The organism is Limnoglobus roseus, from assembly GCF_008254045.1.
Classification (GTDB): domain Bacteria; phylum Planctomycetota; class Planctomycetia; order Gemmatales; family Gemmataceae; genus Limnoglobus; species Limnoglobus roseus.
In genome coordinates this window covers 4,196,120-4,219,753 of record NZ_CP042425.1, presented here as the reverse complement: position 1 = coordinate 4,219,753, position 23,634 = coordinate 4,196,120, and the positions used below count along the sequence as shown (strand labels likewise).

At 65.5% G+C, this 23,634-nt stretch carries 22 protein-coding genes; 12 read left to right on the top strand and 10 right to left on the bottom strand.

Annotation, left to right across the window (positions count from 1 at the left end; translation table 11 throughout):
- Positions 1 to 34: 34 nt before the first annotated feature.
- The 3 genes from treY to PX52LOC_RS17510 form a co-directional block, all read right to left on the bottom strand.
- Positions 35 to 3,097 (bottom strand): malto-oligosyltrehalose synthase, encoded by a 3,063-nt coding sequence (treY, locus tag PX52LOC_RS17520; protein WP_149111322.1) that lies wholly within the window; start codon positions 3,095 to 3,097, stop codon positions 35 to 37.
- 999 nt (positions 3,098 to 4,096) lie between these two features.
- Positions 4,097 to 5,239 (bottom strand): trans-sulfuration enzyme family protein, encoded by a 1,143-nt coding sequence (locus PX52LOC_RS17515; RefSeq protein WP_149111321.1) that lies wholly within the window; start codon positions 5,237 to 5,239, stop codon positions 4,097 to 4,099.
- Between the two features lie 9 nt (positions 5,240 to 5,248).
- Positions 5,249 to 6,088 carry a fused DSP-PTPase phosphatase/NAD kinase-like protein gene (locus PX52LOC_RS17510; protein ID WP_149111320.1) on the bottom strand — a complete coding sequence of 280 codons (840 nt, stop codon included), beginning with the start codon at positions 6,086 to 6,088 and terminating at the stop codon, positions 5,249 to 5,251.
- Between the two features lie 276 nt (positions 6,089 to 6,364).
- On the opposite strand from PX52LOC_RS17510, the gene PX52LOC_RS17505 reads away from it, so the two are divergent.
- The gene (locus tag PX52LOC_RS17505; RefSeq protein WP_149111319.1) at positions 6,365 to 7,246 is read left to right on the top strand and encodes an SDR family oxidoreductase; all 882 of its coding nucleotides are present in this window, start codon (positions 6,365 to 6,367) and stop codon (positions 7,244 to 7,246) included.
- A gap of 43 nt (positions 7,247 to 7,289) precedes the next feature.
- Here PX52LOC_RS17505 and PX52LOC_RS17500 read toward each other — a convergent pair whose 3' ends face one another.
- Positions 7,290 to 10,073, bottom strand: coding sequence for a hsp70 family protein (locus PX52LOC_RS17500; RefSeq protein ID WP_149111318.1), 2,784 nt, complete (start codon positions 10,071 to 10,073; stop codon positions 7,290 to 7,292).
- A 26-nt stretch (positions 10,074 to 10,099) separates the two neighbouring features.
- Here PX52LOC_RS17500 and PX52LOC_RS17495 point away from each other — a divergent pair, with 26 nt between their 5' ends.
- Genes PX52LOC_RS17495 through PX52LOC_RS17475 form a run of 5 tightly spaced genes read left to right on the top strand, consistent with a single transcriptional unit; the run spans position 10,100 to position 13,141 of the window.
- Positions 10,100 to 11,122, top strand: a complete 1,023-nt coding sequence (locus PX52LOC_RS17495; RefSeq protein ID WP_149111317.1) for a hydantoinase/oxoprolinase family protein — start codon at positions 10,100 to 10,102, stop codon at positions 11,120 to 11,122.
- On the top strand, positions 11,119 to 11,643 hold the full coding sequence (locus PX52LOC_RS17490; RefSeq protein WP_149111316.1) for an amino acid kinase family protein: 525 nt from the start codon (positions 11,119 to 11,121) through the stop codon (positions 11,641 to 11,643). Before PX52LOC_RS17495 ends, PX52LOC_RS17490 begins: the two co-directional genes overlap by 4 nt.
- Entirely contained in the window at positions 11,640 to 12,110 is a 471-nt protein-coding gene (locus PX52LOC_RS17485; protein WP_149111315.1) for a hypothetical protein, read from the top strand. Before PX52LOC_RS17490 ends, PX52LOC_RS17485 begins: the two co-directional genes overlap by 4 nt.
- Positions 12,100 to 12,480 (top strand): hypothetical protein, encoded by a 381-nt coding sequence (locus tag PX52LOC_RS17480; RefSeq protein WP_149111314.1) that lies wholly within the window; start codon positions 12,100 to 12,102, stop codon positions 12,478 to 12,480. The genes PX52LOC_RS17485 and PX52LOC_RS17480 overlap by 11 nt, the downstream gene beginning before the upstream one ends.
- Positions 12,461 to 13,141 (top strand): ImmA/IrrE family metallo-endopeptidase, encoded by a 681-nt coding sequence (locus tag PX52LOC_RS17475; RefSeq protein WP_149111313.1) that lies wholly within the window; start codon positions 12,461 to 12,463, stop codon positions 13,139 to 13,141. The genes PX52LOC_RS17480 and PX52LOC_RS17475 overlap by 20 nt, the downstream gene beginning before the upstream one ends.
- A 98-nt stretch (positions 13,142 to 13,239) precedes the next feature.
- Here the strand turns inward: PX52LOC_RS17475 and PX52LOC_RS17470 are convergent, their stop codons facing one another.
- From PX52LOC_RS17470 to PX52LOC_RS17450, 5 genes are all read right to left on the bottom strand, one after another.
- Positions 13,240 to 13,431, bottom strand: coding sequence for a hypothetical protein (locus tag PX52LOC_RS17470; RefSeq protein WP_149111312.1), 192 nt, complete (start codon positions 13,429 to 13,431; stop codon positions 13,240 to 13,242).
- A complete protein-coding gene (locus PX52LOC_RS17465) occupies positions 13,428 to 14,042 on the bottom strand; it encodes a DUF6677 family protein (protein WP_149111311.1) in 615 nt (204 codons plus the stop codon). Before PX52LOC_RS17465 ends, PX52LOC_RS17470 begins: the two co-directional genes overlap by 4 nt.
- 104 nt (positions 14,043 to 14,146) lie before the next feature.
- Positions 14,147 to 14,812 carry a hypothetical protein gene (locus tag PX52LOC_RS42595; RefSeq protein ID WP_246173751.1) on the bottom strand — a complete coding sequence of 222 codons (666 nt, stop codon included), beginning with the start codon at positions 14,810 to 14,812 and terminating at the stop codon, positions 14,147 to 14,149.
- 68 nt (positions 14,813 to 14,880) lie between these two features.
- A complete protein-coding gene (locus PX52LOC_RS17455) occupies positions 14,881 to 16,242 on the bottom strand; it encodes a right-handed parallel beta-helix repeat-containing protein (RefSeq protein ID WP_149111310.1) in 1,362 nt (453 codons plus the stop codon).
- Between the two features lie 76 nt (positions 16,243 to 16,318).
- Positions 16,319 to 16,999: a hypothetical protein gene (locus PX52LOC_RS17450; RefSeq protein WP_149111309.1), complete on the bottom strand. Its 681-nt coding sequence runs from the start codon at positions 16,997 to 16,999 to the stop codon at positions 16,319 to 16,321.
- A gap of 200 nt (positions 17,000 to 17,199) precedes the next feature.
- On the opposite strand from PX52LOC_RS17450, the gene PX52LOC_RS17445 reads away from it, so the two are divergent.
- The 6 genes from PX52LOC_RS17445 (at position 17,200) to PX52LOC_RS17425 (ending at position 21,907) form a co-directional block, all read left to right on the top strand.
- Positions 17,200 to 18,258, top strand: a complete 1,059-nt coding sequence (locus PX52LOC_RS17445) for a tartrate dehydrogenase (RefSeq protein WP_149111308.1) — start codon at positions 17,200 to 17,202, stop codon at positions 18,256 to 18,258.
- 142 nt (positions 18,259 to 18,400) lie between these two features.
- The gene (locus PX52LOC_RS17440) at positions 18,401 to 18,964 is read left to right on the top strand and encodes a hypothetical protein (protein WP_149111307.1); all 564 of its coding nucleotides are present in this window, start codon (positions 18,401 to 18,403) and stop codon (positions 18,962 to 18,964) included.
- Positions 18,965 to 19,089: 125 nt separating this feature from the next.
- Positions 19,090 to 19,251 carry a hypothetical protein gene (locus PX52LOC_RS40625; protein ID WP_168219057.1) on the top strand — a complete coding sequence of 54 codons (162 nt, stop codon included), beginning with the start codon at positions 19,090 to 19,092 and terminating at the stop codon, positions 19,249 to 19,251.
- A gap of 29 nt (positions 19,252 to 19,280) precedes the next feature.
- Positions 19,281 to 19,964, top strand: coding sequence for an ABC transporter ATP-binding protein (locus tag PX52LOC_RS17435; protein ID WP_149111306.1), 684 nt, complete (start codon positions 19,281 to 19,283; stop codon positions 19,962 to 19,964).
- A gap of 496 nt (positions 19,965 to 20,460) precedes the next feature.
- Entirely contained in the window at positions 20,461 to 21,012 is a 552-nt protein-coding gene (locus PX52LOC_RS17430) for a hypothetical protein (protein ID WP_149111305.1), read from the top strand.
- 61 nt (positions 21,013 to 21,073) lie between these two features.
- The gene (locus PX52LOC_RS17425; protein ID WP_149111304.1) at positions 21,074 to 21,907 is read left to right on the top strand and encodes a class I SAM-dependent methyltransferase; all 834 of its coding nucleotides are present in this window, start codon (positions 21,074 to 21,076) and stop codon (positions 21,905 to 21,907) included.
- 6 nt (positions 21,908 to 21,913) lie between these two features.
- On the opposite strand, the gene PX52LOC_RS17420 is transcribed toward PX52LOC_RS17425, so the two are convergent.
- Entirely contained in the window at positions 21,914 to 23,236 is a 1,323-nt protein-coding gene (locus PX52LOC_RS17420) for a hypothetical protein (RefSeq protein ID WP_149111303.1), read from the bottom strand.
- Positions 23,237 to 23,634: the final 398 nt, after the last annotated feature.

Here is a 23,634-nt window from a genome sequence, read left to right as displayed (position 1 = left end):
GAGTGCAAGCGTAAATGTGCGATTCGACGGGGGTTCAGCGCGACTCGCCCCGCACGATGGCCACTGGGCAGACGGCTAACAACTCGGCAACGCGCACCGTGCGGCCGTCGGGCGAGGCCGTCAAGGCGACCGACTCCCGTGTGAAAATGTTCTGCAGCGCCGCCTCGCCCAACTCCGTCGGCAGGCGGAGGACCGTGTCGCCCCAGACGTCCGGCCCGACCGGCAAGCCCGGCCGCGGTCCGGTCAGGGCCAGCGTCCACCGCGGCACGACGGCGATCACCCACTCGCCCGCGAACCGTCGGGCGAACGCGATGACGTGGTCGGCCCGGTCCCCCTCGGCCGGAATCGGGACGTAATCGCCGGAAAGAAACAGTTCGGGGGACCGCCGGCGGAGGCGCATCCCGCACGCCGTCACGAACAGTTTGATCCGCCCGTCCGGCCAGTCGGCGAGCCACCCGGCGACCGCAGCGGTCTGCTCGGTCGAGGGCCGAGGGGACTCGTCGTTCAACCACGGTTCCAGTTCGGTCAACAGAGCCGCTCTGTGGGCGTAATCGACGGGCCGGCGGTTGTCCGGGTCGACGAGGCTGAACTCCCACAACTCCGTCCCCTGGAAGAAGTCGGGCACGCCCGGCGAGGCGATTTTCAGCACGAGTTGCGCGAGCGAGTTGACCATCCCGGCGTGGGCGACGCGGCGATGGAACGGCAGGAACCGGGCCAGGAACGCCCGCGACCCCGGCCCGGTGAGGCACTCACCGACAAACCGGGTGACGGCCTGATCGTACCCCTCGTTCGGGGTGATCCAACTCGTGTGGACCTTCGCCTCGCGGGTCGCCTTCGCCATGTACGCCTGCAACCGCTCGACCAGATCGGGTGGTGCGGTCGCTTCCGTTCGCCCGGCCGGCCAACTGCCGAGGAGCGCCTGGTAGAACAGGTACTCGTCGTTCGCGTCCGGGGCCGGGGAACCCTCCACCGGCGTGCGGCAGTCGGCGTTGAGGGCGGCCCACCGCCGCACGCGCTTGCCCCACGTGACGGGCACTTCGGACAGCACGTTTAGGCGAGCGCGGGCGTCCTCGCCGCGCTTCGTGTCGTGGGTCGCGGTGGCCAGCATCCCCCGGGGCGACCGTTCGCGGCGGGCCTGATTCGCTTGGTGGAACTGCACGACGGTGCCGCCGAACCGCTGCGGGTCGCCGCCGACCTCGTTCAGCGAAGCGAGGACGTTGTACCGGTAAAACGACGTGTCCTCGACGCCCTTCGCCTGAAGGGGGCCGGTGTACTGTTGGAACTTCATGGCGAACCGCAGGCGGGCGTCATACACCGCCTCGGGGACGCCCTCACGGTCCGGGAGGAGGACGGAGCGGACGAAGTCGAACACCGACGCTTCCATGGCCGGGTTCCGTCGCCGGGCCCGGTGAATGGCCTGATCGACCACCTGTTGGTCGGTGTCGGACACGCCGGCCCGATCGACATAAGTGCGGTAGACGGGAAAGCAGACGGCCACCTCGCGGAGCGCTTCCCGGAGGCTGTCGAGGGTGAAGTCCCGCGCCCGGCGGTCGCCCTCGGACAACTGGTTCAGGGCGTGCGCCAGCACGTTCAATTCGGCCGCGAGCGACGTCCACGTGATGAGCTTCTTACAGTCGTACACGACCTCGGCGAATGGGTCGATCCGGCCGGTGAGCCGTTCGTACACCCGCCGCAGGACCGGGGCGTTCCGCGGGTTGACGAACAGCCGGGACACGTCGTTCAGGAAGTCGTACCCAGTCGTCCCCTCGACCGGCCACGCCGGGAGTGTCTCGCTCCCGGACAGGATTTTCTCGACCACCACGAACAGCGGTCGGGCGACCGGACCGGCGGGCTGTCGCGACCGCTCGGCCTGCCGCCACTCGCCCAACCGCGGCGGCCAAGCCCCCGCGACTTCGCCCTCGGGCAACATCTCGGCCGCCCGGCGTTCGAGAATCGCGGTGTGAAGGCGGTCGAGGTAGCCGGCCGGGTCGAACAGCCCGTCGATGTGATCGAGCCGCAAGCCGGACACCTTCCGCTCGCGGATCAAGCACAGGACGAGGTCGTGCATCGCGTCGAAGACGGCCGGTTCCTCGACGCGGAGGCCGGCCAACTCGTTGATGTCGAAGAACCGCCGATAGTTGATCTCGTGCGCCGCCGTCTTCCAGTTCGACAGGCGGTACGACTGGAGTTCCAGCAGTTCGTGCAGGGCATCGAACGTCTCGGGCCGGCCGGCCGTGCCCTGAATCGCGGCAATGGCCTCGTCGATGTGACGGCGGATGCGGGGCGAGGCGTCCGCCAGGCGAGTCAGGCGATCGCGGGCGAACCGGCTCTCGCGCTGCCGTTCGGCGCACCGGGCGGCCGCGGTGTCGGTGTTCGGCGGCAAGTGTTCCAGCGCGGTCAGCACGCTCAGGAACTCTTGAAGATGCTCGTCGCCGTCCCCGACCTCGGCTTGCAACTCCGTCAGGCCGTGTCGCAGGACGATCGGGTAGGTCCGCGGGTCGAGCGGGCGGGGCAGGCCGCTGTAGACCACGTCGAGGCCGCCGTTCTGAAAGGCGAGGGCGAGTTCGCCGCCCTCCAGCACCCGGCCGTAGTGGTCGCCGAGGAACGGTAGCAGAATTTTGCCGCGCAGTTCCTTCTTGACCGGCCGGCGGTCCACGTCGAAGAACTTCGCGTAGGCCGACGCCGGGCCGTGTTCGAGCATGTCCCGCCACCACGGGTTCAGCACCGACTCGACGGCCATGTGGTTGGGTACGAAGTCCAGTACCAGCCCCATGCCGTGGGCGGTAAGCTCGGCGGAAAGTGCCTCGAACGCTTCTTCGCCACCGAGTTCGGGGTTGAGTTCTCCGAAGTCGCACACGTCGTACCCGTGCGTGCTCCCCGGCTTGGCGCGGAAGAACGGCGAGCAGTACACGTCCGTCACGCCGAGGCGGGCGAGGTAATCGACGACCGCCCGCGCGTCCGCGAACGTGAACGCCCGTTGCAACTGGAGGCGGTAGGTCGAGACCGGAGTGCGGTGACGCTGCCGGAGGGATTCGTCGAAGGCGGCGAGGTCCGGGAACACGTCTCCGACAGTTCCCGTGGGCGGTACGTCGCTCATTCAGTGTGCACTCGTCGTGTAGAGAGATGCGGGTGTGTTACAGATACCACCACCGCGGGATCCAAATAGCAAACGCCGGGCCGAACAGGGCTGACTCTGTTCCGAGGGCGAGAAAAAGTGTCAGGCGTACAGGCTTTGCGTTTTTACTCTTCTAGACGCCGATTAAAAGTGCAGGACGCTGATTAAAAATGCAGGCTCTCATCTTCTCGTGGAATGGCTCGCCCTCGCGATGGTGGCCGGTTATCATCGCCGTAGGGAGGGTGCGGCGATGACGGAGGAAGTGTTAGGGGAAGGAATAACGCCATCCCATCTAGTTTCAACCTGCCACCTTCGATCCCCGGTCATGGCGTTGGCCATACTCACATCGTTTCTGGGTTTACTCGCGTTCTCCGTGGGCGGGCCGGCGAGTTCGAACCCCGGTCATCGACGGGAAGTGGCCCCGAAGGCCGACGACGCCAAGCGGACCGCAGAACGGGCAAGGGCATACGAACGGAACATGACGGACCTTATCAACGAGGTTCACGGCGAAAAGTCTTACCTCTCATCCCGCCGGTACCACACGAATTCAAACTTTGCGAGGATCGTCGGGTTGGGCCGTCCCGTCGTGCCGCTCGTCGTGAGAGACCTTTCTACGCGGGAACGACAGGGGTGTGCGATCGACTTGCTGCACGCGATCTTGCCGGAGGTGAACTTGGGGGCACTCTACGATTTCCCTACCTTCCGTTACGAAAGATCTGTACATGCGGCTTTGTGGGCGAGGTGGTGGAACGAGTTTGGTAAAAGGGCGTCTTGGTAGTTAAATACCGCCATCCTCGGCCACTGCCGAGGGTATCACGATTCTACGAGTGCGGTTAAGCAAACGACAACAACGTACTTCTCCTTTGCATCTCGCACTGCGTCTGTGAAAGATTTCTCGCCGTCATGTGTCAGGCGATTAAAAGTGCAGGCGGTCGAGTAAAAGTGCAAAGTTAGGCGTACATCAACTCCGCTCCCGCGGACTCAACCTCCGGTCAAGCCGTGGCCGATGGCGGCCTGAAGTTGTTCGATCGGCTCGCACCCGACGGACAACCGCACGAGACCGGGCGTGATGCCCTGGCGGCGCTTCTCCTCGACGGGGTCGAAGCGGTGGCTGGTCGTGTCCGGGTGGCTGCACGTCGTCGTGTGGTGGCCCAGCGACGGGCAGAACGGCACGGCCGGCGTCGCCCGCATCCAGCGGTTGACCGCGTTCCGGTCGGCCAGTTCGAAGCAGAGCATGTTGCCGACGCCGTGCGGCAGGACGCGCTTCGCCAACTCGAAGTCGGGGTGGTCGGCCCGGCCGGGGTAGATCACCCGTGACACGCCCGGTTGTTCGCCGAGCCACTCGGCCAGAACAACCGCGTTCGCGGTGGCCGCCCGCATCCGCAGATCCAGTGTGGCGAGGCCGCGGCTTGTGAGCCAGCACTCGAACGGGTTCGCGGCCAATCCCCAGGTGCTCACGGCCGTGGCGACCGTCGGTTCCAGTTTCGGCTCGCGACCGCAGACGAAACCGAGGATCACGTCGCTGTGGCCGCCGATCATCTTCGTCAGTGATTCCATCACGAGGTTCGCCCCCATCTCCAACGGCTTGCACAGAGTGGGCGTGGCGAAGGTGTTGTCGAGGAACAGCCGCGCCCCGTGGCGGTAAGCGATTTCCGCGAGGGCGGGCACGTCGGCCACGCGGCAGAGCGGGTTCGAGATCGTTTCCGTGAAGAGAATCTGCGCGGGACCGGCTGCGAGAGCGGCTTCCACCGCGTCGAGGTCGTTGGTGTCCACCCAGGTCGTACTCACGCCGAAGCGGGGGAACTCGTCGCGGAGCAGGACCGTCGTCTTGCCGTAGATGCGGTTGCTGGCAATGACGCGGCCGCCTTGCGACAACAACGCCAGGAACGGCGCGGAGAGTGCGGCCATGCCGGTGGCGGCGACGACACCCCATTCGGCCGCGTGAGCCTGCCGCAACTCGTCGCCGAGCATGGATGCGTTCGGGTGGCCGTCGCGGGCGTAAACGTAGCCGGTGGCCTCGCCGTTGTAGATCGCGTCCACGGCGTCGAGGTCGGGGATGTGGTAGACCGCCGACGGATAGATCGGCGGCGTCAGTGGAACGGTGGGGCCGAAGTCGGGTAGCATCCCGCCATCTTATCGCTTCGACAAGTAGTCCTGCACCGCCAGCCAGAACTTCGTCTTCTCTTCGCCCTGTGCGTCGCGGAGGCCGAGCGGGGCGGCTTTCACCTGAGCGGTATCGTCGCTGAACGATTCAACGGTGCGGAAGTAGAGGTACCAGAGGGAGCCGGTGCGAATGCCGTCGTCGTCGAAGACGTAGGCAGGGCGGTTGGCCCGATCGCCGACGGTTTCCGCGAACTTGCTGAACGCCGCCTTCAGCGTTCCCGGCGTCGTGGGAATCCCGATGAACGTCAGCCCCTTCTTCTCGGCTAGCTCCTTCGTCGCGCTCACGTCTTTGTCTGAGTCGTGCAAGTAAACGACCGTCTTGTACCCGGTGGCCCGCAGGCGGTCGAACCCTTCGACCGTCGGCTTGCGGCCGGTCGCGATGCGGTCCGAGACAACGGCATAGCCCGGCAGTCCGGTCGGCGAATTCGTGCGGTCGGCGTACCCGGCCGGCGACAGACTCTTCGACGACACGCCTTCCCCGAGGGGCAGCACGGGCGGCGGTTCGCCCGAACCCTTCGGCGGGATGGCCGGCGATTCGAGCAAGGCATCGGGGTAGAGCGTTTCACGACTGGGGCGGTAACGGCTCCCACTCGGTTCCGAACTGATGGCCGGCGGCGGTAATCCCGGATCGGCGGGAAGTGTTCGTTGCGACGGCAGCCCGCCCGTCGGCGGGGGAATCAGAATATCGCGGTCACGGGCCGGAGCTTCAATGTACGTCGGGGCCGAAGACCGTTTGCAACAATGACGACACCCGGCGGAACCCAGAGCAAGGGCGGGCAAGAGGGTCAGGAAGAGTAGTCGGCGGGTCATGATCGGGTCTCCGTCGCGGTACGACACCATTTCTCACTCTAGATCAGTGGCCGCGGTGGGAGAAAAGCATTCGCCGTGCCGGCCTCCGAAATCCTGTCAATCTGGGGCGACTGTAGCGATTACCGCGACCGAATCGGTTCGTTCGCGGGCTACTTTCATTCTTTGCCTCAAGTTGCGGCCGGTGCAGTTGCGCAATGAGGCGGCGTGGTTCTCGTATGGCGAGGGAATCCGTAAAACGGCCCCTGACGCAGAAAGTTCCCTTCGAGGTTCGCGACGATGTACTCTCTCGATCTGACCGGCAAGACCGCCCTCGTGACCGGCGTGGGCGATAACCAGAGTTTCGCGTGGTACATCAGCAAGGCGCTCAAGGCGGCCGGGGCGAAGGTCGTGTTGGCCGTCCACCCGCGGATGTACGGCATCGTCGAGAGCTTCCTCACACGCGACAGCGACCGCGAATCGCGGCTGTTGCCGGACGGCAGTGAGTTCACAGTTGAGAAGATGTACGCCTGTGACGCCAGCTTCGACACGATGGAGCAGGTGCCGGAAAAGCTCCGCACCGATCGGCGGTACGCGAAGTTCACGGACTACAGCATCAAGGGCACCATTGAGGCCGTCGGCCAAGAGTTCGGCGGGTTCGACGTCCTCATTCACTCGATCGCGTTCAGCCGCGAGATCACGAAGCCGATCATCGAGACGAGCCGCGAGGCCTACTCGGAAGCCCTCGGCATCAGCAGCTACTCGCTTATCAGTATGGTCCGCTACGCCGCCCCGTTCATGGCGAACCGCAAGGACGGCGGCAGCGTGGTCGGCCTGACGTACATCGGCGGCGACCGCGTCATCCCGCACTACGGCGGCGGCATGAGTACGGCCAAGACGGCGCTGCAAATGGACGCGAAGCAACTGTCGTGGTTCGTCGGCGACAAGAACATCCGCGTGAACCTGATCTCGGCCGGCCCCTACGCGAGTCGTGCGGCCCGCGCGATCAACCCGGACTTCGACAAGCTGATCGAACACGCCGCCGCCCACTCGCCGCTGCGGCGGCCGATCGGCCCGGAGGAAGTCGCGAACAGCACGCTCTACCTGTGCAGCCCGCTGGCCAGCGCCGTCACCGGGCAGGTGCTGTACGTGGACTGTGGGTACAACGTGATGGGGACGTGACGCGGGTGGCTTCAGCCGCACCTTCGGTGCTCAAGACACGGCCTTACCCGCCCGACAGCCGCAACCCGATCGGTAGCGATTCGCCGAAGAGTTGCGACTGATCGTCGCCGCCGGTCGCGACGACTTCTTCCACCATCTGCGGCCAACCGGCTGGCACCTTCAGCGTGTGCAACAGTTTTGCGATCCCGTCGCGGTACTCGTCGCTGATGTCCACCGCCCGCACACCGCTCTTGCGAGCCAAGTGCGCCAGGCAGAACGCCCACCCCATGCGTTCCGTGTCATTGGTGGGGCGGAACTCCAGCAGTGTCTCCAGCCATCGCTCGATCACGCTCGGGTGAATGACCGTGTTGAGCGGCCCGTAGAGTTGCACCCGCCCACCGAGCCGGGTCAGCGACCAGAAGAGGTACGGCGGAACCGGCACGCGATTGATTTGCGACAGGAGTTCGGCCCCCAAACTTTCCTTCGTCTTCGCGTCGAGTCGTTCGAGCGACGCGACGGCCCGCCACATCTCGGCGAGTTCGTTGTTGCTCGGCTTCGCCAGTGGCTTCGTCTTCGTCGGCAGCAGGATCGGCCGCAGTTTCGCCCAGAGGTTCTGTTGCAATGCGGCGTTCAACCCGCCGGCCATCCGCCGCCACATGATCCAGTAGTCGGCCCCGCCCTCGACGACGGCCGGTTGCTTGCTGCCGGCCGCCGAAGTCGCGGAGATCAGCTTCCAGACCGCTTCCACGCGGTAGCGGTCGAGCGGGTCGCCGAAGCCGGGGCGGAGGCAAAAGCCGACGAGGTTGTACCACCGCGACAGGTACGCCGGTCCGCGGCTGCGGTGGTCGGCCACGTCGCTGAGCACGTCCCACATCCGTCGGCAGAGGGCCGTCGGCCAGTCGTTGCGCCCTGCTTCCAGAGCGGCTTCGAGTGCCTTCGTGAGTTCTTGCGGCGGCGGGGCGGCCGGCGAACCCGGCACGAACGTCCGCTGCACCAACTCCGTCGCGGCCTGCACCTTGTCCTCCGGCCACACGTCGATGAGGACGGGTTGTTGCTCGGCCGCTTCCGCCTCTTGCGGCGTTTGCTCGATCACTTCGCGGACGTTGAACTCCAACTTCCAGCGGTTGTTCTCCTGCGACACGCACGCCAGTTCCAGCGTGCCGATCTCGGTACACTTCGCGCTCAGTGTCACCGGCACCTGTTTCGTGCCGCTTCGCTTCCCGCCCCGCAGCATCGTGTGCAACGGCGGCAGTTGCAGCAACTGATCCGGCGAAAGGGTGAGCAACTCGCCCGCCGTGTCTTCACGAACCGTCGACGAGTACAGTGGGAACAGCACCGGCCGGCCGAGCGTCAGTTCCAATTCCGGTTCCTTCAAATCAATTTGCTGTCCCTCTTCGAGATGCCGCGGCACCACGCAGAGGGCGGTGATCTTGGCCCGAGCCTCGGTTGTGGACAACCCGATGTAGTACGACCGTGGGATGCCGCCGCCGATCCGCTTCCCTCCGGTGTGCTTGAGCCACGCGAAGTAGGCCGCGCCCCAGGCAACGGCGAGGTCGAGCGACGGCGACGTGAGGACGAGCGGCTTCCACTTCGCGCTGAACCACGGCCGCATCACGTCGAGAAGGCGGTCGCGCAACACGGCCGGTTGGAAGACGCCGCCGTTGAAGAGGATCGCGTCTACCGGGCTGTCGGGCGGGACGTGCTGCCGGACGAACGCGGCGAGGTGCTTCGTCACGGCTGGGTCGGCGACGTAGGGCAGGCCCATCTCTTGTAGGCCGGCCCGGTTGACGCGGTTCGGCTCGGCGGACAGTTCTTGCTTGGGGAAGAAGCCCTCGAAGATCGCGGTGTTCACGTCCTCGGCGGTGATCGGAATGGACAGCGTGCCGCCGACGACCGACCGACCGCGGCCAACGACCGTGACCGGGAACGCCTTCGGCGGCTTCGGCACCAGCATCGCCTCCTTCGCGTTCCGGCAAGCTTGCACCAAGCCGCCGATCTGGGCCGCGTCCACTCTGCCACCGGGCAGCTTCGCCTCGACGGTCTTGGCGAGCGCGAGGTCCATGTTGTCGCCGCCGAGCAACAAGTGTTCGCCCACGGCGTCGCGGAGGAAGACGAGTTCACCTTTTTCCTCGCCCGCCCGGATGAGGCTGAAGTCGCTCGTGCCGCCGCCCACGTCCACGACGAGGCAGCGCATCCCCGGCTTCAGCTTCGTCGCCTCCCTCGCCGGCCGCGTGCCGAGCCAAGCGTAGAATGCGGCTTGTGGTTCTTCGAGAAGTGCGACGTGCTTGAACCCCGCCTGCTTCGCGGCGTCGGCCGTCAGGTTGCGGGCCACGTCGTCGAACGACGCCGGCACCGTGATAACAACTTGCTGTTCCTCCAGCCTCTCTTCCGGCTTCTTCGCCTTCGCGTGGTTCCAGGCGTCGATCAGGTGGCGAAGGTATCGCGTAGACACTTCCAGCGGCGACAATCGCGGCACGTCCGGCGGTGCCCCCCACGGCAACAGCGGGGCCGTGCGGTCCACACCGGCGTGACAGAGCCACGACTTCGCCGACGACACCTGCCGGCCGGGCACCTTCGCCCCGTGGTTGCGGGCGAACAACCCCACAGCCTCGAGTGCGCCCTTCTTCCACGGCAGGTCGACGCTGCCCGGCGGCAGGTCGTGCGGCCCCGGCAGGTACAGAAACGACGGCAGCAGTTCTTGTTCGCCCACGTCGCCGGCCGCGATCAATTGTGGGATCTCGAACGTGTGCAACTTCGGCCCCGCCACCTTCACCTTCTCGGTCGTGTCCACGTAGGCGAGGGCAATGTTCGTGGTGCCGAGGTCGATGCCGACGAGGTAGCGGGACATGCGCGGACCTTGTATCTTCGGGAGTAATGGCTTCTACGATCTTAGGACTCGACATCGGCGGCGCGAACCTGAAGGCGGCCACGAACACCGGCCGGGCCGCCTCGGTGCCGTTCGCACTTTGGAAACAACCGGCACAACTGGCGCACGCCCTCGACGAGTTGATCACCCCGTTCGCGGACGCCGATGAGTTGGCCGTGACGATGACCGGCGAACTCTGCGACTGCTTCGAGACGAAGCGCGACGGCGTGCGGCACATCGTCTCGGCGGTGATGAATGTGAGCCGCAGCCGGCCGGTCCGCGTCTGGAGCACGGACGGCGTCTTCCTGAACACGAACGAAGCGAAGGAGCATTACCTCAAGGTGGCGGCCGCGAACTGGCACGCACTGGCGACGTTCGTCGGCGGGTACACGCCCCGCGGCGTGACGCTGCTCATCGACATCGGCTCGACCACCACCGACCTGATTCCGATTTTGGACGGCCTGCCCTGGAGCGAAGGCAAGACCGACACCGCCCGGATGCGGCTGGGCGAACTCGTGTACACCGGGGTCCGCCGAACGCCGGCAACGACGTTCCTCGGCACGACGGCGGCGGCGGAGTTCTTCGCCACGGTCCACGACGCACACCTCTTGCTCGGAAGCGTGCCCGAAGACGCTGCCGACACCGATACCGCCGACGGCCGACCGGCGACCCGCCTCCACGCCCACGGTCGCCTGAGCCGGATGGTCGGCGGCGACCCCGTGTTGACGCCGGAAGAGGACACCCAGCGGTTGGCCCGGTCGATTGTCGAACAACAGCGGAAGCTGCTCCACGATCGCGTCGCGGCTTTGATCCCCCGGCTGCGCGAAATGCGACAGGCGGCCCGCCACCCGCGGCGGTACGCCGTCGTTTCGGGATCGGGCGAGTTTCTGGCCCGCCAACTCCTACGCGACCAGCCATTCGTGGCATTTTTCGACGACATGCTGTCGCTGACGGAACGCCTCGGCCCCGAGCGTTCGGCTGCGGCCCCGGCGTATGCCGTGGCGACGCTCGCGGCGGAGCGGCCGCTATGATCGTCGTGAAACTCGGCGGCAGCCTGTACGATCACCCCCGGTTGCGCGACGGCCTGAACCACTGGCTGGAAGCGGTGCCTTCGTCGGTTCTCCTCGTGCCAGGTGGCGGCATCATCGCCGACGGCGTGCGGGCGTTCGACGAACTCCACCGGGTTGGCGAAGAAGCCGCGCACTGGGCGGCGGTCCGGTCGCTGACCGTCGCGGCTGAACTTGTCCGGGCCATCGTCACGCGACCCGACGTTGAAGTTCTCGACGCGCTCGCTTTCTGTCGGGACGAGGATCAAGCCCTGCCGCACACCTGGGACGTGACAACTGATTCGATTGCCGCACGGGTCGCGATGGTCCGCAACGCGAGCAAACTCGTCCTGCTGAAGTCGAAGGATCGGCCGGCCGGGTCGTGGGAATTGGCCTCGCGGCAAGGCTTCGTGGACCGACACTTCCCCACCGTCGTGCGGGGCGTGCCGCTCCCGATTGAGGTGGTGAACTTCCGCCAGTGGCTCGACGAACGGGTCGGGGCATGACCGAGCCGCTGTTCGACGATTCTCGCACGCGAGCTGCCGAGTTGTACGAACGGTTCGCCCTCGTCGTCGCCGGCCGATTGGAACGGCGGTATCGCGGCGTAGACCCCCAGCGGGTCGCCGACGCGGTCGTGGACGCGATCCTGCGACTTTGCGGCGCGTGGGACGCCCCGGCCAACCTGGCCCGCGTGCTGACCGGCTTCGCCCGACAGCGGTTGCGGGTGTTGTTGCGGGGCGAGGTTCGCCGGAAGCGCCGCGAAGCCGCGACCGCCCCACGAAGTGACACCACACTGTCACTCGAAGACCGCGAGTTGGCGGCCGCCCTCCGCGAAGCCGTTGCGACGACCACGGCGGAACGCCTCGCGCTCGACAGTTGGCTGGCCGGCACGCCGCCCGCGGACGCCGCCCTGCTCGCCCGGTTGCGACAGCGGATTCACCGCTTGAAAGCGAAGGTGATTCATGACGCCTGACACGCTGGCGGAAGCGACTCTGCGGCGAACGGCCGCCGACCCGGCGCTCGTCGGCTCGCGGCTCGAACGGCACCGCTTGACGAACGGCTGGGCGTGGCCGGAGTTGGCCGCGAACCTGGGAACCGACGTCCACCACCTCGCGAAGCTGTCGCTGTGTGCCATGCCCCGCGAAGAGTCATTCGCGGCCGACGTGAACGCTATCGCGAAGGTCGGGCAGGTCTCGCCCGCGGCGCTGGCCGCACTGCTGCGGCAGGTCGAGGCTCTGCGGAACTGGGACGACATTCAGCCGAGCGGCACCGGGTTCGTGATGGCGGCCCACCGGACCGAACCACCCGCCACGGACCCGACCGATGACCCTGCCGGAACTTGAACACATCGCGGCCGAGGTCTGGCTTTCGTTCGACGGGCCGCCGCCGCCACCGCGCGACCTGGAACCACATCTCTCACTGATCGCGCCGCTGTTCGTCGTGACGCTGCCACGGTTGTCGCCGTCGGCCGTCTTCGAGTGGCTGCGCGACCGCGGATTGCCGCTGCCGGACCGCGACCCGCCGCCGATGAACTTGCTCGGATGCCTCGTGGCTCACGCCGGCAGCGGCGGCATTTTCCTCGAAGAATCACTGACCGCCGACGAACGGCGGGTGATTGTGGCCCACGAGTTCGCACACTTCGTGCTCGACTACGAGGGGCCGCGAACGCGGGCAGTCCGGCGATTGGGGCCAGACATTTTGCGGGTGTTGGACGGCTTCCAACCGCCGGACGATTCAATTGAAATCGCCGCGGCGCTGGCCGACGTGCCACTCGGCGTGCATTCGCACCTCCTCGATTGCGACGCCGAAACAGAAGACCGTGCGACGGCACTGGCTCTGGAACTATTAGCCCCGCGAGCGGCTGTCCGTGGTGGAGAAGAAGAGCTTGTAACGACTTGGCAAATTCCCCGGCGGTGGGCCGTCATTCATGCGAGGTGGATCGCAGATTGGCACCAGCGTGAAGGGAATTCTCTTGTGGGTAAGCCTATTCTACCACTCCCTTAAACCGCAACGGGGAGCGGGCCGTGTCTGCATGTGACAGACACGGCCCGCTCACGCTGGGCCGCTCCCCGTTGAGAGCGTCGATCCGAAATAGGTGGGTATTACAAGTACGTCGAGAGCAGGTACAGCCCGACGCCAACGAGGGCCAGGAAGCCGGCGATCTGCGTGCCCCAGCGGAAGGCTTCGCGGAAGATGCGGTCCCAGCGGTCGTGGCGGGTGGCGCTGTAGACGATGCTCACGACCACGAGCAGAACGGGCAAGTCCCAATAGATGCTGACCGCGAACAAGTTCACGACACCACCTCCGGCTTCTTCGCGTTGGCGTCGGCCTGGGCTTTCTCCACTTCCTCGTCGTCCTTCACAGCCGGCCCAGCGAGGGCGTCGTAGATGACGAGCAAGTTCAACACGCCGGCGATCAGCGTGTACACCCAGCCGAGATCCCACCGCTTGTTGCCGTCGCGTTGGAGGCGCTGCAACTCCTCGTCCGGCGGCGTGGCCATGTACCGGCCGACGATGGGGAGGCCTTGCTGCGGGTTGTCGGGCGGCGTGTCGGCGAGGTATTGCAGCACGGCCGGCCATGCGGCCGCACCGATCCAGAACTGGCCGAGGAACTGCGGGCGGTATGCCAGCGACTTCAGAGCACCCTCGGCCTTGAAGATCGAGGTGTTCCGGTAACCGATGTCCACTTCGGGCAGCGGGGCGGTCACGGCCTTCGGCGGCAGCCAGACGTTCTTCATCGCGCCGAGGGCCATGCCGTAGAAGAACAGCGTGTACAGGCTGACGAAGAAAAGTACGCCCTTCGCGATGCGGCCCTGAAGGACCTGCCCCAAGCCGGGCAGCAGGTAGCTCAAGAGGGCGGCGAGCCAGTCCAGTTTTCGCGGTTCGGTTTCTTCAGGCGCAGGCATTCGTTGTTCTCGGTCGGGCCGCTAGGCCATTCGCTGCAACCGCCGCGAGATTTTCGAGACGTTCTGCGATTATAGGTTCTCGTACCCCGTTGGCGATGGACGCTTCACGACCGGCCGAGAATCGCGTCGATGACCCAACACCCGCGACGGTGGATCTGGTGCGGGTCGCGGCAGTGGGCGAGAACCTCTGACCGCTCGCACCCCGCGTCCTGAAGGGCGTCGGCCAGAATCGGCATTCGGTCCCAAGCGGCGTCCTCTTCGATGGCGTTCGCCAGCCCGACGACGGTTTCCGTCCGCCAGTTCGGGTCGAAGCCGACATCGCGGAACGGGTGGCCGACGATATCGCGGAGGACGGCCGCCTGTTCGGGCGAGTCGGAGGACAACTCTGGCTGTGTCGGCTCCCCACCCTCTTCCCCCGGTTTGTGTCCTTTCACAGCCTGGAAGTACCGGAGGAGATTGGCGACACGATAGGCGAGCAGCCACGGACTTTGGTCGGCCCCGCCGAGCATCCGCGCGAGGTACGACTGCTGGTCGCCGAAGACAAACTGGAATGCGGTCGTCAGGAGCGAGACTTTCTCCTCCGCCTTCATCGGTCGGTCGGCTTTCGGCTCGAACTGTTTCGCAAGGAGGGCGGCACCGGGGATATCGCCCTCGACGAGACGGCAGCAGCCGCAGGCGAACAGCATCATTTTCCGGTCGCTCACCCGCCCCCGGATGGCGGCGAACAGCGCGTCCATATTCGCGGTCGTGTCCCATTCGTGCGGCGTCATCGGGCGGTCCTGGTCGAAGTTCGAGTCCCCATTTTACTCTCACTCGCCACCGAGATGCGGCCATTCTTTCACTCGACGATCACGTTCCCCGAACCGCCTTCGGTCTTCAGGGGGACCGACTTTGTCCCCGGCCGGTCATCGCGAATCAGGTTGCCGACAATGCGTGATCGCGTCACGTCTTTCAGAAGCATCCCCACCGGCTCGCAGTCGAGGACTGTGCAGTTCGCGACGTGGAAGCGGTCGCACTTCTCGAACGCGATCCCCGCGGCCGCGGCCCGCACTCCGGAGACGTGAAGGCCCGTCACTGTGCTGTCCGAGCAGTTGCGGAAGACGACGGCGTTCGTCGTGGCCGGCGTTTCTTCGCGCACGTACCGCGGGTTGCGGTCCAGCACGTTCGACCCGACCACCACGTTCGAACTGTTCTCCACAAGGAGGTTGTGCGCGTACGCCGTCCAGAGGGTGTTGCCGGTCATCACGACGCCGCGGGCGTGGTCGAGGTGGACGTTCACCTGGGCGTCGCTCATGATGTTGCCGGTGATCGTCACGTTGCCGTCGCGGAGTTCGTCGGCCTGCGGCCACTTGATCGACGGCCCCTTGATGCGGACGTTCGCAGAGTCGGGAGCGTCGTGCGTGTGCTGGATTGTGTTGCCGGTGATGGCCACTTCGGCGTTCGTGCCGCCGGTCGAGTCGATGAACACGTTCGCGGTCGGCGGCACGTCCTTGCCGTGGTTGGCCTCGATGTCGCAGCCGGTGATTTGCAGGTTCCGCACCTCGCCGCCGCGGACCACGATGCCGCCGCCGGCGTTGTAGCTGACGTGGCTACCGGTGACGTTCGTCTGGTGCAGGTTCACGCCGTCGAAGAAGATGCCGATGCCGCGGTTGTGATAGACGTGGCAGTTCGAAATGACGACGTTGCGGTTGCGGCTCGTCAGCCGAATGCCGTGGCGGCACTCGCGGATCAGCACGCGAGTAATCGTGAGTTGCACCGTGCCGCTCGCCTCGACGGCGTCGGCGTCCGCGTGATTTCCGACGATCTCGACACCGTCCAGGGCGGGCATGCGTTCGCGTTCCCACACAACCGGCTTCATCGTGCTTGGGGCGGCCGACCCGCCGTGCGTGCCCAGGAACCGGAAGGCGGGTCCGGGACCGGCCATCACGACGCGGGCCACCGTGTCGCCCTGGATGGCCGTGAATCCGGCTTTCTCATCGACGACGACCGGCCGCGTGAGGCGGTACGTGCCCTTGGGCAAGTGAACCAAGCCGCCGCGGTCCACCAAGCCTTGCACGGCGGCGGTGTCGTCGGCCTGCCCATCGCCGACGAGGGCCGGCGGGGCGGGCGGGGTCGGCACGGCCGGCGGTTGGGCCAACGAGTAGGCGAGGAAAAGTCCGCCGCCGACGAGGGCGAGTGAGGCGATCACGACGCGACGCATGGCAGAAACTCCGGGGCGAAGTTCCGCCAACTTATTCGAAGAGCGGGGGTGAATCGAGGGATTCTGGACAGAGGGATCAGGGAGCCCGATCCGAGCGGACTTGTTCGAGCAGATCATTCGCGGCGGCGGCGGCTGTTGCGCCGGTCCCTTCGTAGCGGCGGCGAAGGCCGTCGGCCGATTCACGCTCGCCGCGGAGGACGTAATCGCCACCCTCGCGGAGCGGCTCGCCGACCTTCACGCCGTACCGTTTCAGGTCGGCCAAGGCCTCGTCGAAGCCGGTGCCGGTCTCGCTTTTCTCGCTGGCACCGCGACCACCCTTGAGCATCACCGGGCCGCCGCGGCCGGTCGTACTCCCGGTCGCCCGGCGGTCGGTCGGTTCTTCGGCTTGAACTGTCAACAGCGGATCATCTGAAGCAGGGCCACGGGCCAAACCGGCGGCCGTCGTTTCCGGGCCGGTGCGGAACGGAACCTTCGGACCACTCCCGCTCGTTCCCGGCGGCAGATCGGAGCTGAGACGATTTTCGTTCTCGCCCGGCGGCGTGAGCAGAGGGTCGCGGCCACCCTTGGCGTTCTCGCGGCCGGTCGGCAAGTTTTGAGCCGGGATGCGGTCGCGGCCGAGCAGTGGGTCGCGGGTGCCGCTGGTCAACGAACCGCCGCCGGACCCGCCCTTGTTGAACAGACGGCAGCCCGACCCCAGGCCGACGGTGAGCGTCAGGCCGAGATAGGCGAACCAGCGGATGCGACGGCGGACCGTCATCTTGACCGACCCTTCCGGGGGACTAAACCAAGTCGAGCGAAACCTCTCACCTACACTTTGACGGGTCCACCCGCGGTTCGTCCAGGCAACGTGAGGAATTCGCCCCGAAACTCACGGCATTTCCCATCGGGCGGCTCCCGAACTGCGGATTGTGCCGGTCGGGTAATCTGGTGAAATACCGAGAACAAAGGACGACTGCAATGGCGGTTCACAAGATCGCGGTGATCGGCGGCGACGGCATCGGCCCTGAGGTCATCGACCACGCGAGCCGGGCGGCGCAAAAGGCGGCCGCGAAGTTCGACAACGCCGAACTCGCGTTCAACAAGTTGCCGTGGTCGACCGACTACTACAAGCAGCACGGCCGCATGATGCCGGTGGACGGGTGGGAAGTCCTGGCCAAGCACGACGCGATTCTCTTCGGCGCAGTCGGCAGCCCGGACGTGTCGGACAAGATCACCGTCAACGAACTCCTCCTGCCGATGCGGCGGAAGTACGACCAGTATGTGAACCTGCGGCCGAGTTACCTGTTCCACGGCGTCGACTGCCCGCTGAAAAACAAGGCCCCCGGGGCCATCGACATCGTCGTCTATCGCGAGAACACTGAGGGCGAGTACGCCCCGGTCGGCGGCCAACTGTACGTCGGCATGGAGCAGGAAATTGCCGTGCAGACCGGCGTGTTCACCCGCAAGGGGTGTGAGCGCATCCTCCGGGCGGCGTTCGAAGCGGCCCGCAAGCGGCGGAAGAAGCTCACGAGCATCACGAAGTCGAACGCCCAAGTCTTCAGCATGGGCCTGTGGGACGACGTGTTCGCCGTCGTGCGGAAGGACTACCCGGACGTGGAGTCGGCCCCGCTGCTGGTGGACGCGGCCGCGATGGACCTGGTGCGGAAGCCCGAGAGCTTCGACGTAATCGTGGCGAGCAACCTGTTCGGCGACATCCTGACGGACCTGGCCGCGGCCGTCACCGGCAGCATTGGGCTTGCGTCGAGTGCGAACATTAACCCGACGAAGCAGTTCCCGAGCATGTTCGAGCCGGTCCACGGATCGGCCCCGGACATCACCGGCAAGGGCATTGCCAACCCGCTCGCGGCGATCCTGTCGGCCGGGTTGATGCTCGATCACCTCGGCCTCGCCAAGAGCGCGAAGATGATCCGCGACTCGGTGGCCGAAGTGCTGAAGGACGGCAAGGTCCGCACCCCGGACCTCGGCGGCAAGGCAACGACCACCGACATGGGCGACGCCGTCGTCGCGGCGCTGTAGTCCCTCGAAATCCTAATTCGGCCACCGACGACGCCGAGAAGACCGGTCAGAACAAGACTCAAACTTTGTTTTGATTCGGATCTGCCTTCTCGGTTCCCTCGGTGGCCGAATCTCTTCTCCACGGTCCAAGGGAGGCACCGCCATGCCGATCTGGGGTTGGGTCTGCGTCGGCCTATCCATTGTCGCCGTCGTGGTCATCGTGATCGCGAATCTCTCCGAAAAGAAAGCCTACGACTACACGGCACGCCACGGCGAGCCGACCGTCGGGTGGATCGTCCAGGCGAATAATGCACTCTTCGAGGAAGGCATCCTCGACCAACCGGCCCTAATCCTGGTCTCGTCCGACGAGAAGACTGCCAACGACGAAGAGTTCATGACCGAGTTGGCCGAAGAGATCATGGACCTGAAGGGCATGGACTGCGACGACGATGACGAGGAGTTCGTCTCCGGCCTCGTTACGAACGAAGCCTACGTGCAGGGGAAGCGGGACAAGTTGCCGAAGGCGTTCGCGGGGCGGCCGAACGTCTACCTCGCCCACATCTACATCTACCGCGACCACCTGCCGAAGAAGCGGCTGTCGCAGAAGTACGTGAATTGTTTGATCGTGTGGGACGAACCCGGCACGATGATCTGCACTCGGCCGTGGAAGGGCCGCAAAAAGTCGAGTCGTCGCGACGACGAGGACGATGACGGGGATGACGATTAGTCGTCGGGGCACCGTCAGAATGAGCAATGGGTGCGGGATTCGGCGACGGGGCGACAGCGGCGGAGGTCGAAAATCTCCGTGGAAGCCTTATGGTTGAGGCTTCTTTCACACCGCAGGAGCACTCCATGTCCCGTCTCACCAAGATTCTCGCGCTGGTTGTCGTCGTGGTCGCCGGCGCGTTCGCGAGCGGTTGCAAGTCCACCTCCGGTTGTTCGTCGTGCGGCGCGAAGGCGATCCTTGCCGCCCCGGCCGTTGACGTGAAGGCCGAAGGCGTCAGCCAGGCGTAATGCCCGTCGGGAAGTCGTAGGATTTCCCCATGATCGAACTCGTCGACGCCACGAAATCCTACCTCCAGGGCCGCCGCGTGGTGGAGGCCGTCCGCGGCGTGTCGCTGCGGGTGGCCGGCGGCGAGTTCGTCGCGATCATGGGGCCGTCCGGGTCCGGCAAGAGCACCCTCATGCACCTCATGGGGGCGCTCGACATCCCCAGCACCGGCCGGGCGGTTTTCCTCGGCCGGGATCTGCAATCCCTTTCGGATTCGCAACGCTCGCAATTCCGCCGGACTCGCATCGGCTTCGTCTTCCAGCAATTCAACCTCTTGCCCACGCTCACCGCCGCCGAGAACGTCGCGCTACCGCTGATGCTCGACGGCATCGCCCGCCGGGCAGCACTCGCCAAGGCGAACGACCGCCTCAAACAGGTCGCCCTCGACCACCGGGCGGGCCACTTCCCCGACGAAATGTCCGGCGGCGAGATGCAGCGGGTGGCGGTCGCCCGCGCGTTGATCGCCGACCCGGACGCGGTCCTCTGCGACGAGCCGACCGGCAACCTCGACACCATCACCAGCCGGGAAATCCTAACACTGTTGGCGGCACTGCCGGAACCGGACCGCCGGGCCGTGGTCATGGTCACGCACGACCCCGCGGCCGCCGCTTTCGGCACAAGGCTTGTGAAAGTCCGCGACGGTCGGGTAGAATCGGACGACCCCGTGCGGAAATGACGCCATGCCTGCAACGGTCCCCTGCCCAACGTGCAAAACGCCGACCAAAGTTCCGGCTGGGGCCGAACCGGGCACGACTGTTGCCTGTCCCAGTTGCGACGAGCAATTCGTTCCCAAGCACCTGAAGACGAAATCGAAAGCGGGCACCAGTAACCTGGACGACGATGGGGAATCTTCCGACGCACGAAACGCCGAGGCAGAAGCGGGCCCTCGCGAGCGCGAGGACGGCTACGGCAAAGACCTGCGGAAGCGAAAGCGGCGCCGAGGCCGAGAATCGGAGTCGCGGTCGAACCAGGTTGAGAGATCGTTCAGTTCACTTCTCGGCTGGATCGGCGTCAGTATCTTCGTGGTCTTCATACTCGTGGGCATGCTGCTGACGAGTTTGCGGACTCAAGTGCCGACAGCGGGTCTTTCCTGCCTCGGCATTGTTGTCATACCTTTAGTGGTCGCCGCTTGGTTGGGGCGACTTCTTGAACACCGCTAACCTTTCACTGCCATGCCCCGAACTTCTCGCTGCCCCACCTGCGACACGAACGTCAAAGTGCCCGACGCGGCCAAGCGCGGCTCGTTCGTGCGGTGCCCGAGTTGCGAGGAGACGTTCCAGCCACCGTTCCTGAAGCCGGTGACGGTGGTGGACGAAGAGGAAGAAGATTACGACCCGGAGACGGCCGAGGCGTTCGGCATGAGGGCCCACCAAAACGGCGAGCCGCCGAAAACGCGGGCCGACCACGCGAAGGAGCAAGTCCGACGGCAGGTCAACCGTGCCCACCGCACCGCCGCCGAACAGCGGGCGCACAAGCCGCACCGCGGGTGGTTCGAAGGGATCGAAGGCTTCTTCCTCGCGTCGGCCATCGCCCTCGGGATCGGTGTCCCGGCCATGTACTTCGGTGTGAAACAGACGGCGCAATACTCGGAGAAAGGGGCCGCCGTCGTGCTCGTCGTGGCCTTCTTCGCCATGGTCGTCTTTTATTTCTGGCTCGTCCGCCAGTTGAAGACCGGGCGGGTCGGTTGGCTCGACTACTTGTTCGGCGTTCCCAGGCGAGATTGACAGCACTCGCCCGGCTCGCTATCCGGCCGTTACGCCCGCGACTTCTCGCGACTGAACGACCATGCTGCCGGAAACCCCACACCCGATCCGTTTGTACTCGCCGGACGAAGCCGCGCCGACGCCGTGCGAACTGGCGACCCGCGAACTGCTGCGGCCGGCGCTCAACCGCGGCGGCGGTCGCGACCTGGAACCGCTCTCCCGCGGGTGGTTCGAGGAGATCGAACACAAGCGATACGCGCGCGCCGGCGAATGGCTGCCGCGGGTGCTGGAGTTCAGCCGCCATCGCGACGAGACGCTACTGATGGCTGGCCCCGGCCTCGGTTCCGACGCGCTCCAGTACACGCGGCACGAGACCCGCGTGACGATGGCCGTCACCACTGGCGATTCGGCCGACGCGATCCGCCGTAACTTCGAACTGCGGGGCCTCGAACCGAAATTCGTGACTGTCGACCGCGTGAGCCGCCTGCCGTTCGACCGCGGTTGTTTCGACCTGGCCTATCTGAACACACTTCACACGCCGGCCCTGGACCTGGCGACGACCGTCGACGAACTGTACCGCGTGCTAAAGCCGGGCGGAAAACTCTTCGCCCTCATCCCGGCGTGGTACGACGTGGACCGCTGGCAGAAGTGGTTGTTGCCGTTCCGCCAACTCTACCGGTCGTCCCACGACCCGTTGACGGGGCCGAAGCAAACGGCCCGCGAAGTGCGCCGACTGTGCCAGCCGTTCGAAAAGGTAACGCTCCTCCACCGCCACCTGCGGCGGTCGGAACTGCCGCACGTCTGGCGGCTGTTCCCACTGAGTTGGCTGGAACGCCTGGCCGGGCGAATCCTCGCCGTGCGGGCGACGAAGCCGATCAGCCCGCAACGCGCGACCGCCCTCCCCGCAGCCGCGTGAGGCACGTCACTTCTTCTCGGCGGCCAGCGACTTCAGCACCTTCTCCACGTCCTTGCCCAGTGCTTCCGCGTCGGCATCCGGCAATCGACCGGCGAACGTGACGCCAGACCCGTCTGCGTTCGTGAGGACGGCGTACTCCATTCGCACCTTCTCGTCTTTCATGGACGCCGTCAGCGAGAAGCGGTCCACGGCCGGCTTCTCCACGATGCGCTCCGGCTTCCGTGTTACGCTCACGTCCTTCGAAGACTTCTGAAGGAACGCGGTCGACTCGCGAAGGAAATCGGCGACCGACGGTAAACTTTTCGCCGCCTCGATCGTTATGAGTATGCCGGCCCCGTTCGGGCCGTCGAGCGTGACCTGCTTCCCTTGCACCGCCCCAATCCGCCAGCGGCGGGGGTAGAGGAAGCGAACCCCGAGCTGCGGGTTGTCGTACAGAAGGGCAGAGTTCTCCGGCGTCGGCTTCAATTCCAGGTCCTTCAACGCCGCATCGGACAGCTCTGTTACCTCGGCCACGGCCGTGCGGTTCAACGTGAACCGCCCCTCAATTGTGCCGACGGTTTGGCCCGCGCCATCAAGGAGGTCGTGCGTGCCCTTGAGCGACAGGTACGACAGGCGGTTGCCGTCGAGGTCGAAGTAGGCCGTGCCGTCGAGGGTGTGCTTGCACGGGCCGTTGTCGTCCACGCCGCGGGCGGAACCGGAAAGCGAGAGGCGGGCCTGTTTGTGTCCGTTGATCGTGACCACGCCGAGGAACTTCAGCGTGAACCCGCCGGCCGTGACCTTCTCCATATCGGTAAGCTCGGTCACGCCGTCCGCGTCCAGGGGCCAGGTGTCGTTAACGGCCACGGCCTTCGCGGGCAAAAGAGCGGGAACCAACGCCGGGGAGAAAACGTCTGTACGGATGGCGTCGATCTCCCCCCACAGTAGCGGGCCGTCCGGTGAGAACGGCGACTTGCCCTTTGCGGACCGCAGCACGACCTGGCGGTAAACCGCCTTCCGCAAGTCGGTCCCCTGCTCGCGTGCCCCAACCACGCGGCGAACCTCGAAGGAACGATACTGCCGGAGGACTTTGCGAGTCTCCGCGTCGTCGCTCGGCAGTTGGCGTTCGTCGTAAACGACCTTGCCCGACCCACTGAGCGAGACGATTTGCGGTTTCGTCTCCTTGGCCTCCTTGTCAGCCGGGACGGCCAACTTGCCGGTGAGTTCGGTCTTCTGTTCCACCCGGCTTAGCGTGCCCGGTTCGAACTTCTCGACCAATTGGTACGTCTCTTGTGCAGACGAGCCATTGGCGCTGCTCAAGAGCAGCGCGAGCGTGAAAAAAACACGGTGCATGACGGTTTATCCGACGGAGTGTCGAGGCGTTTCGCGTGCATTATATCTCGTTCCCGTCGGCAATCCGCTGCGCAACCTTGAGGCAAAAATGCGTCTCAATTGTGAAGCGGGTGGAATGGGTCGAGTACGGAAGATTGGAAAAGTTGTCAGAAAATTAGGTGAATGGCATTAGTCCACCAGTGTGGTGTGCAAAACTCCACAGACACCTAGTAAATCCGACGCACGCGACCGCAAATTTGACATTCTTACCGCAGGTGCCGGGAGAATCACAAAAATCCGATCGTCCCCAAAGCGAATAACAGATGGAACTTGCGACAGAACAGTAGCAAACGACGAACTCGGATTGAGATTTGGCCTGACACCTGCACGAATGGCTACTACTGGAGTCGAGATCGCCA

What these genes read in the sequence shown, in the direction of transcription:
- PX52LOC_RS17455 (WP_149111310.1), bottom strand. Translation starts at nt 16,242, where the DNA reads ATGCGTCGCGTCGTGATCGCCTCACTCGCCCTCGTCGGCGGCGGACTT.
- PX52LOC_RS17485 (WP_149111315.1), top strand. Translation starts at nt 11,640, where the DNA reads ATGACCGAGCCGCTGTTCGACGATTCTCGCACGCGAGCTGCCGAGTTG.
- PX52LOC_RS17420 (WP_149111303.1), bottom strand. Translation starts at nt 23,236, where the DNA reads ATGCACCGTGTTTTTTTCACGCTCGCGCTGCTCTTGAGCAGCGCCAAT.
- PX52LOC_RS17505 (WP_149111319.1), top strand. Translation starts at nt 6,365, where the DNA reads ATGTACTCTCTCGATCTGACCGGCAAGACCGCCCTCGTGACCGGCGTG.
- PX52LOC_RS40625 (WP_168219057.1), top strand. Translation starts at nt 19,090, where the DNA reads ATGTCCCGTCTCACCAAGATTCTCGCGCTGGTTGTCGTCGTGGTCGCC.
- treY (WP_149111322.1), bottom strand. Translation starts at nt 3,097, where the DNA reads ATGAGCGACGTACCGCCCACGGGAACTGTCGGAGACGTGTTCCCGGAC.
- PX52LOC_RS17495 (WP_149111317.1), top strand. Translation starts at nt 10,100, where the DNA reads ATGGCTTCTACGATCTTAGGACTCGACATCGGCGGCGCGAACCTGAAG.
- PX52LOC_RS17445 (WP_149111308.1), top strand. Translation starts at nt 17,200, where the DNA reads ATGGCGGTTCACAAGATCGCGGTGATCGGCGGCGACGGCATCGGCCCT.
- PX52LOC_RS17475 (WP_149111313.1), top strand. Translation starts at nt 12,461, where the DNA reads ATGACCCTGCCGGAACTTGAACACATCGCGGCCGAGGTCTGGCTTTCG.
- PX52LOC_RS17450 (WP_149111309.1), bottom strand. Translation starts at nt 16,999, where the DNA reads ATGACGGTCCGCCGTCGCATCCGCTGGTTCGCCTATCTCGGCCTGACG.
- PX52LOC_RS17510 (WP_149111320.1), bottom strand. Translation starts at nt 6,088, where the DNA reads ATGACCCGCCGACTACTCTTCCTGACCCTCTTGCCCGCCCTTGCTCTG.
- PX52LOC_RS17465 (WP_149111311.1), bottom strand. Translation starts at nt 14,042, where the DNA reads ATGCCTGCGCCTGAAGAAACCGAACCGCGAAAACTGGACTGGCTCGCC.
- PX52LOC_RS17500 (WP_149111318.1), bottom strand. Translation starts at nt 10,073, where the DNA reads ATGTCCCGCTACCTCGTCGGCATCGACCTCGGCACCACGAACATTGCC.
- PX52LOC_RS17480 (WP_149111314.1), top strand. Translation starts at nt 12,100, where the DNA reads ATGACGCCTGACACGCTGGCGGAAGCGACTCTGCGGCGAACGGCCGCC.
- PX52LOC_RS17440 (WP_149111307.1), top strand. Translation starts at nt 18,401, where the DNA reads ATGCCGATCTGGGGTTGGGTCTGCGTCGGCCTATCCATTGTCGCCGTC.
- PX52LOC_RS17490 (WP_149111316.1), top strand. Translation starts at nt 11,119, where the DNA reads ATGATCGTCGTGAAACTCGGCGGCAGCCTGTACGATCACCCCCGGTTG.
- PX52LOC_RS17430 (WP_149111305.1), top strand. Translation starts at nt 20,461, where the DNA reads ATGCCCCGAACTTCTCGCTGCCCCACCTGCGACACGAACGTCAAAGTG.
- PX52LOC_RS17425 (WP_149111304.1), top strand. Translation starts at nt 21,074, where the DNA reads ATGCTGCCGGAAACCCCACACCCGATCCGTTTGTACTCGCCGGACGAA.
- PX52LOC_RS17435 (WP_149111306.1), top strand. Translation starts at nt 19,281, where the DNA reads ATGATCGAACTCGTCGACGCCACGAAATCCTACCTCCAGGGCCGCCGC.
- PX52LOC_RS42595 (WP_246173751.1), bottom strand. Translation starts at nt 14,812, where the DNA reads ATGACGCCGCACGAATGGGACACGACCGCGAATATGGACGCGCTGTTC.
- PX52LOC_RS17515 (WP_149111321.1), bottom strand. Translation starts at nt 5,239, where the DNA reads ATGCTACCCGACTTCGGCCCCACCGTTCCACTGACGCCGCCGATCTAT.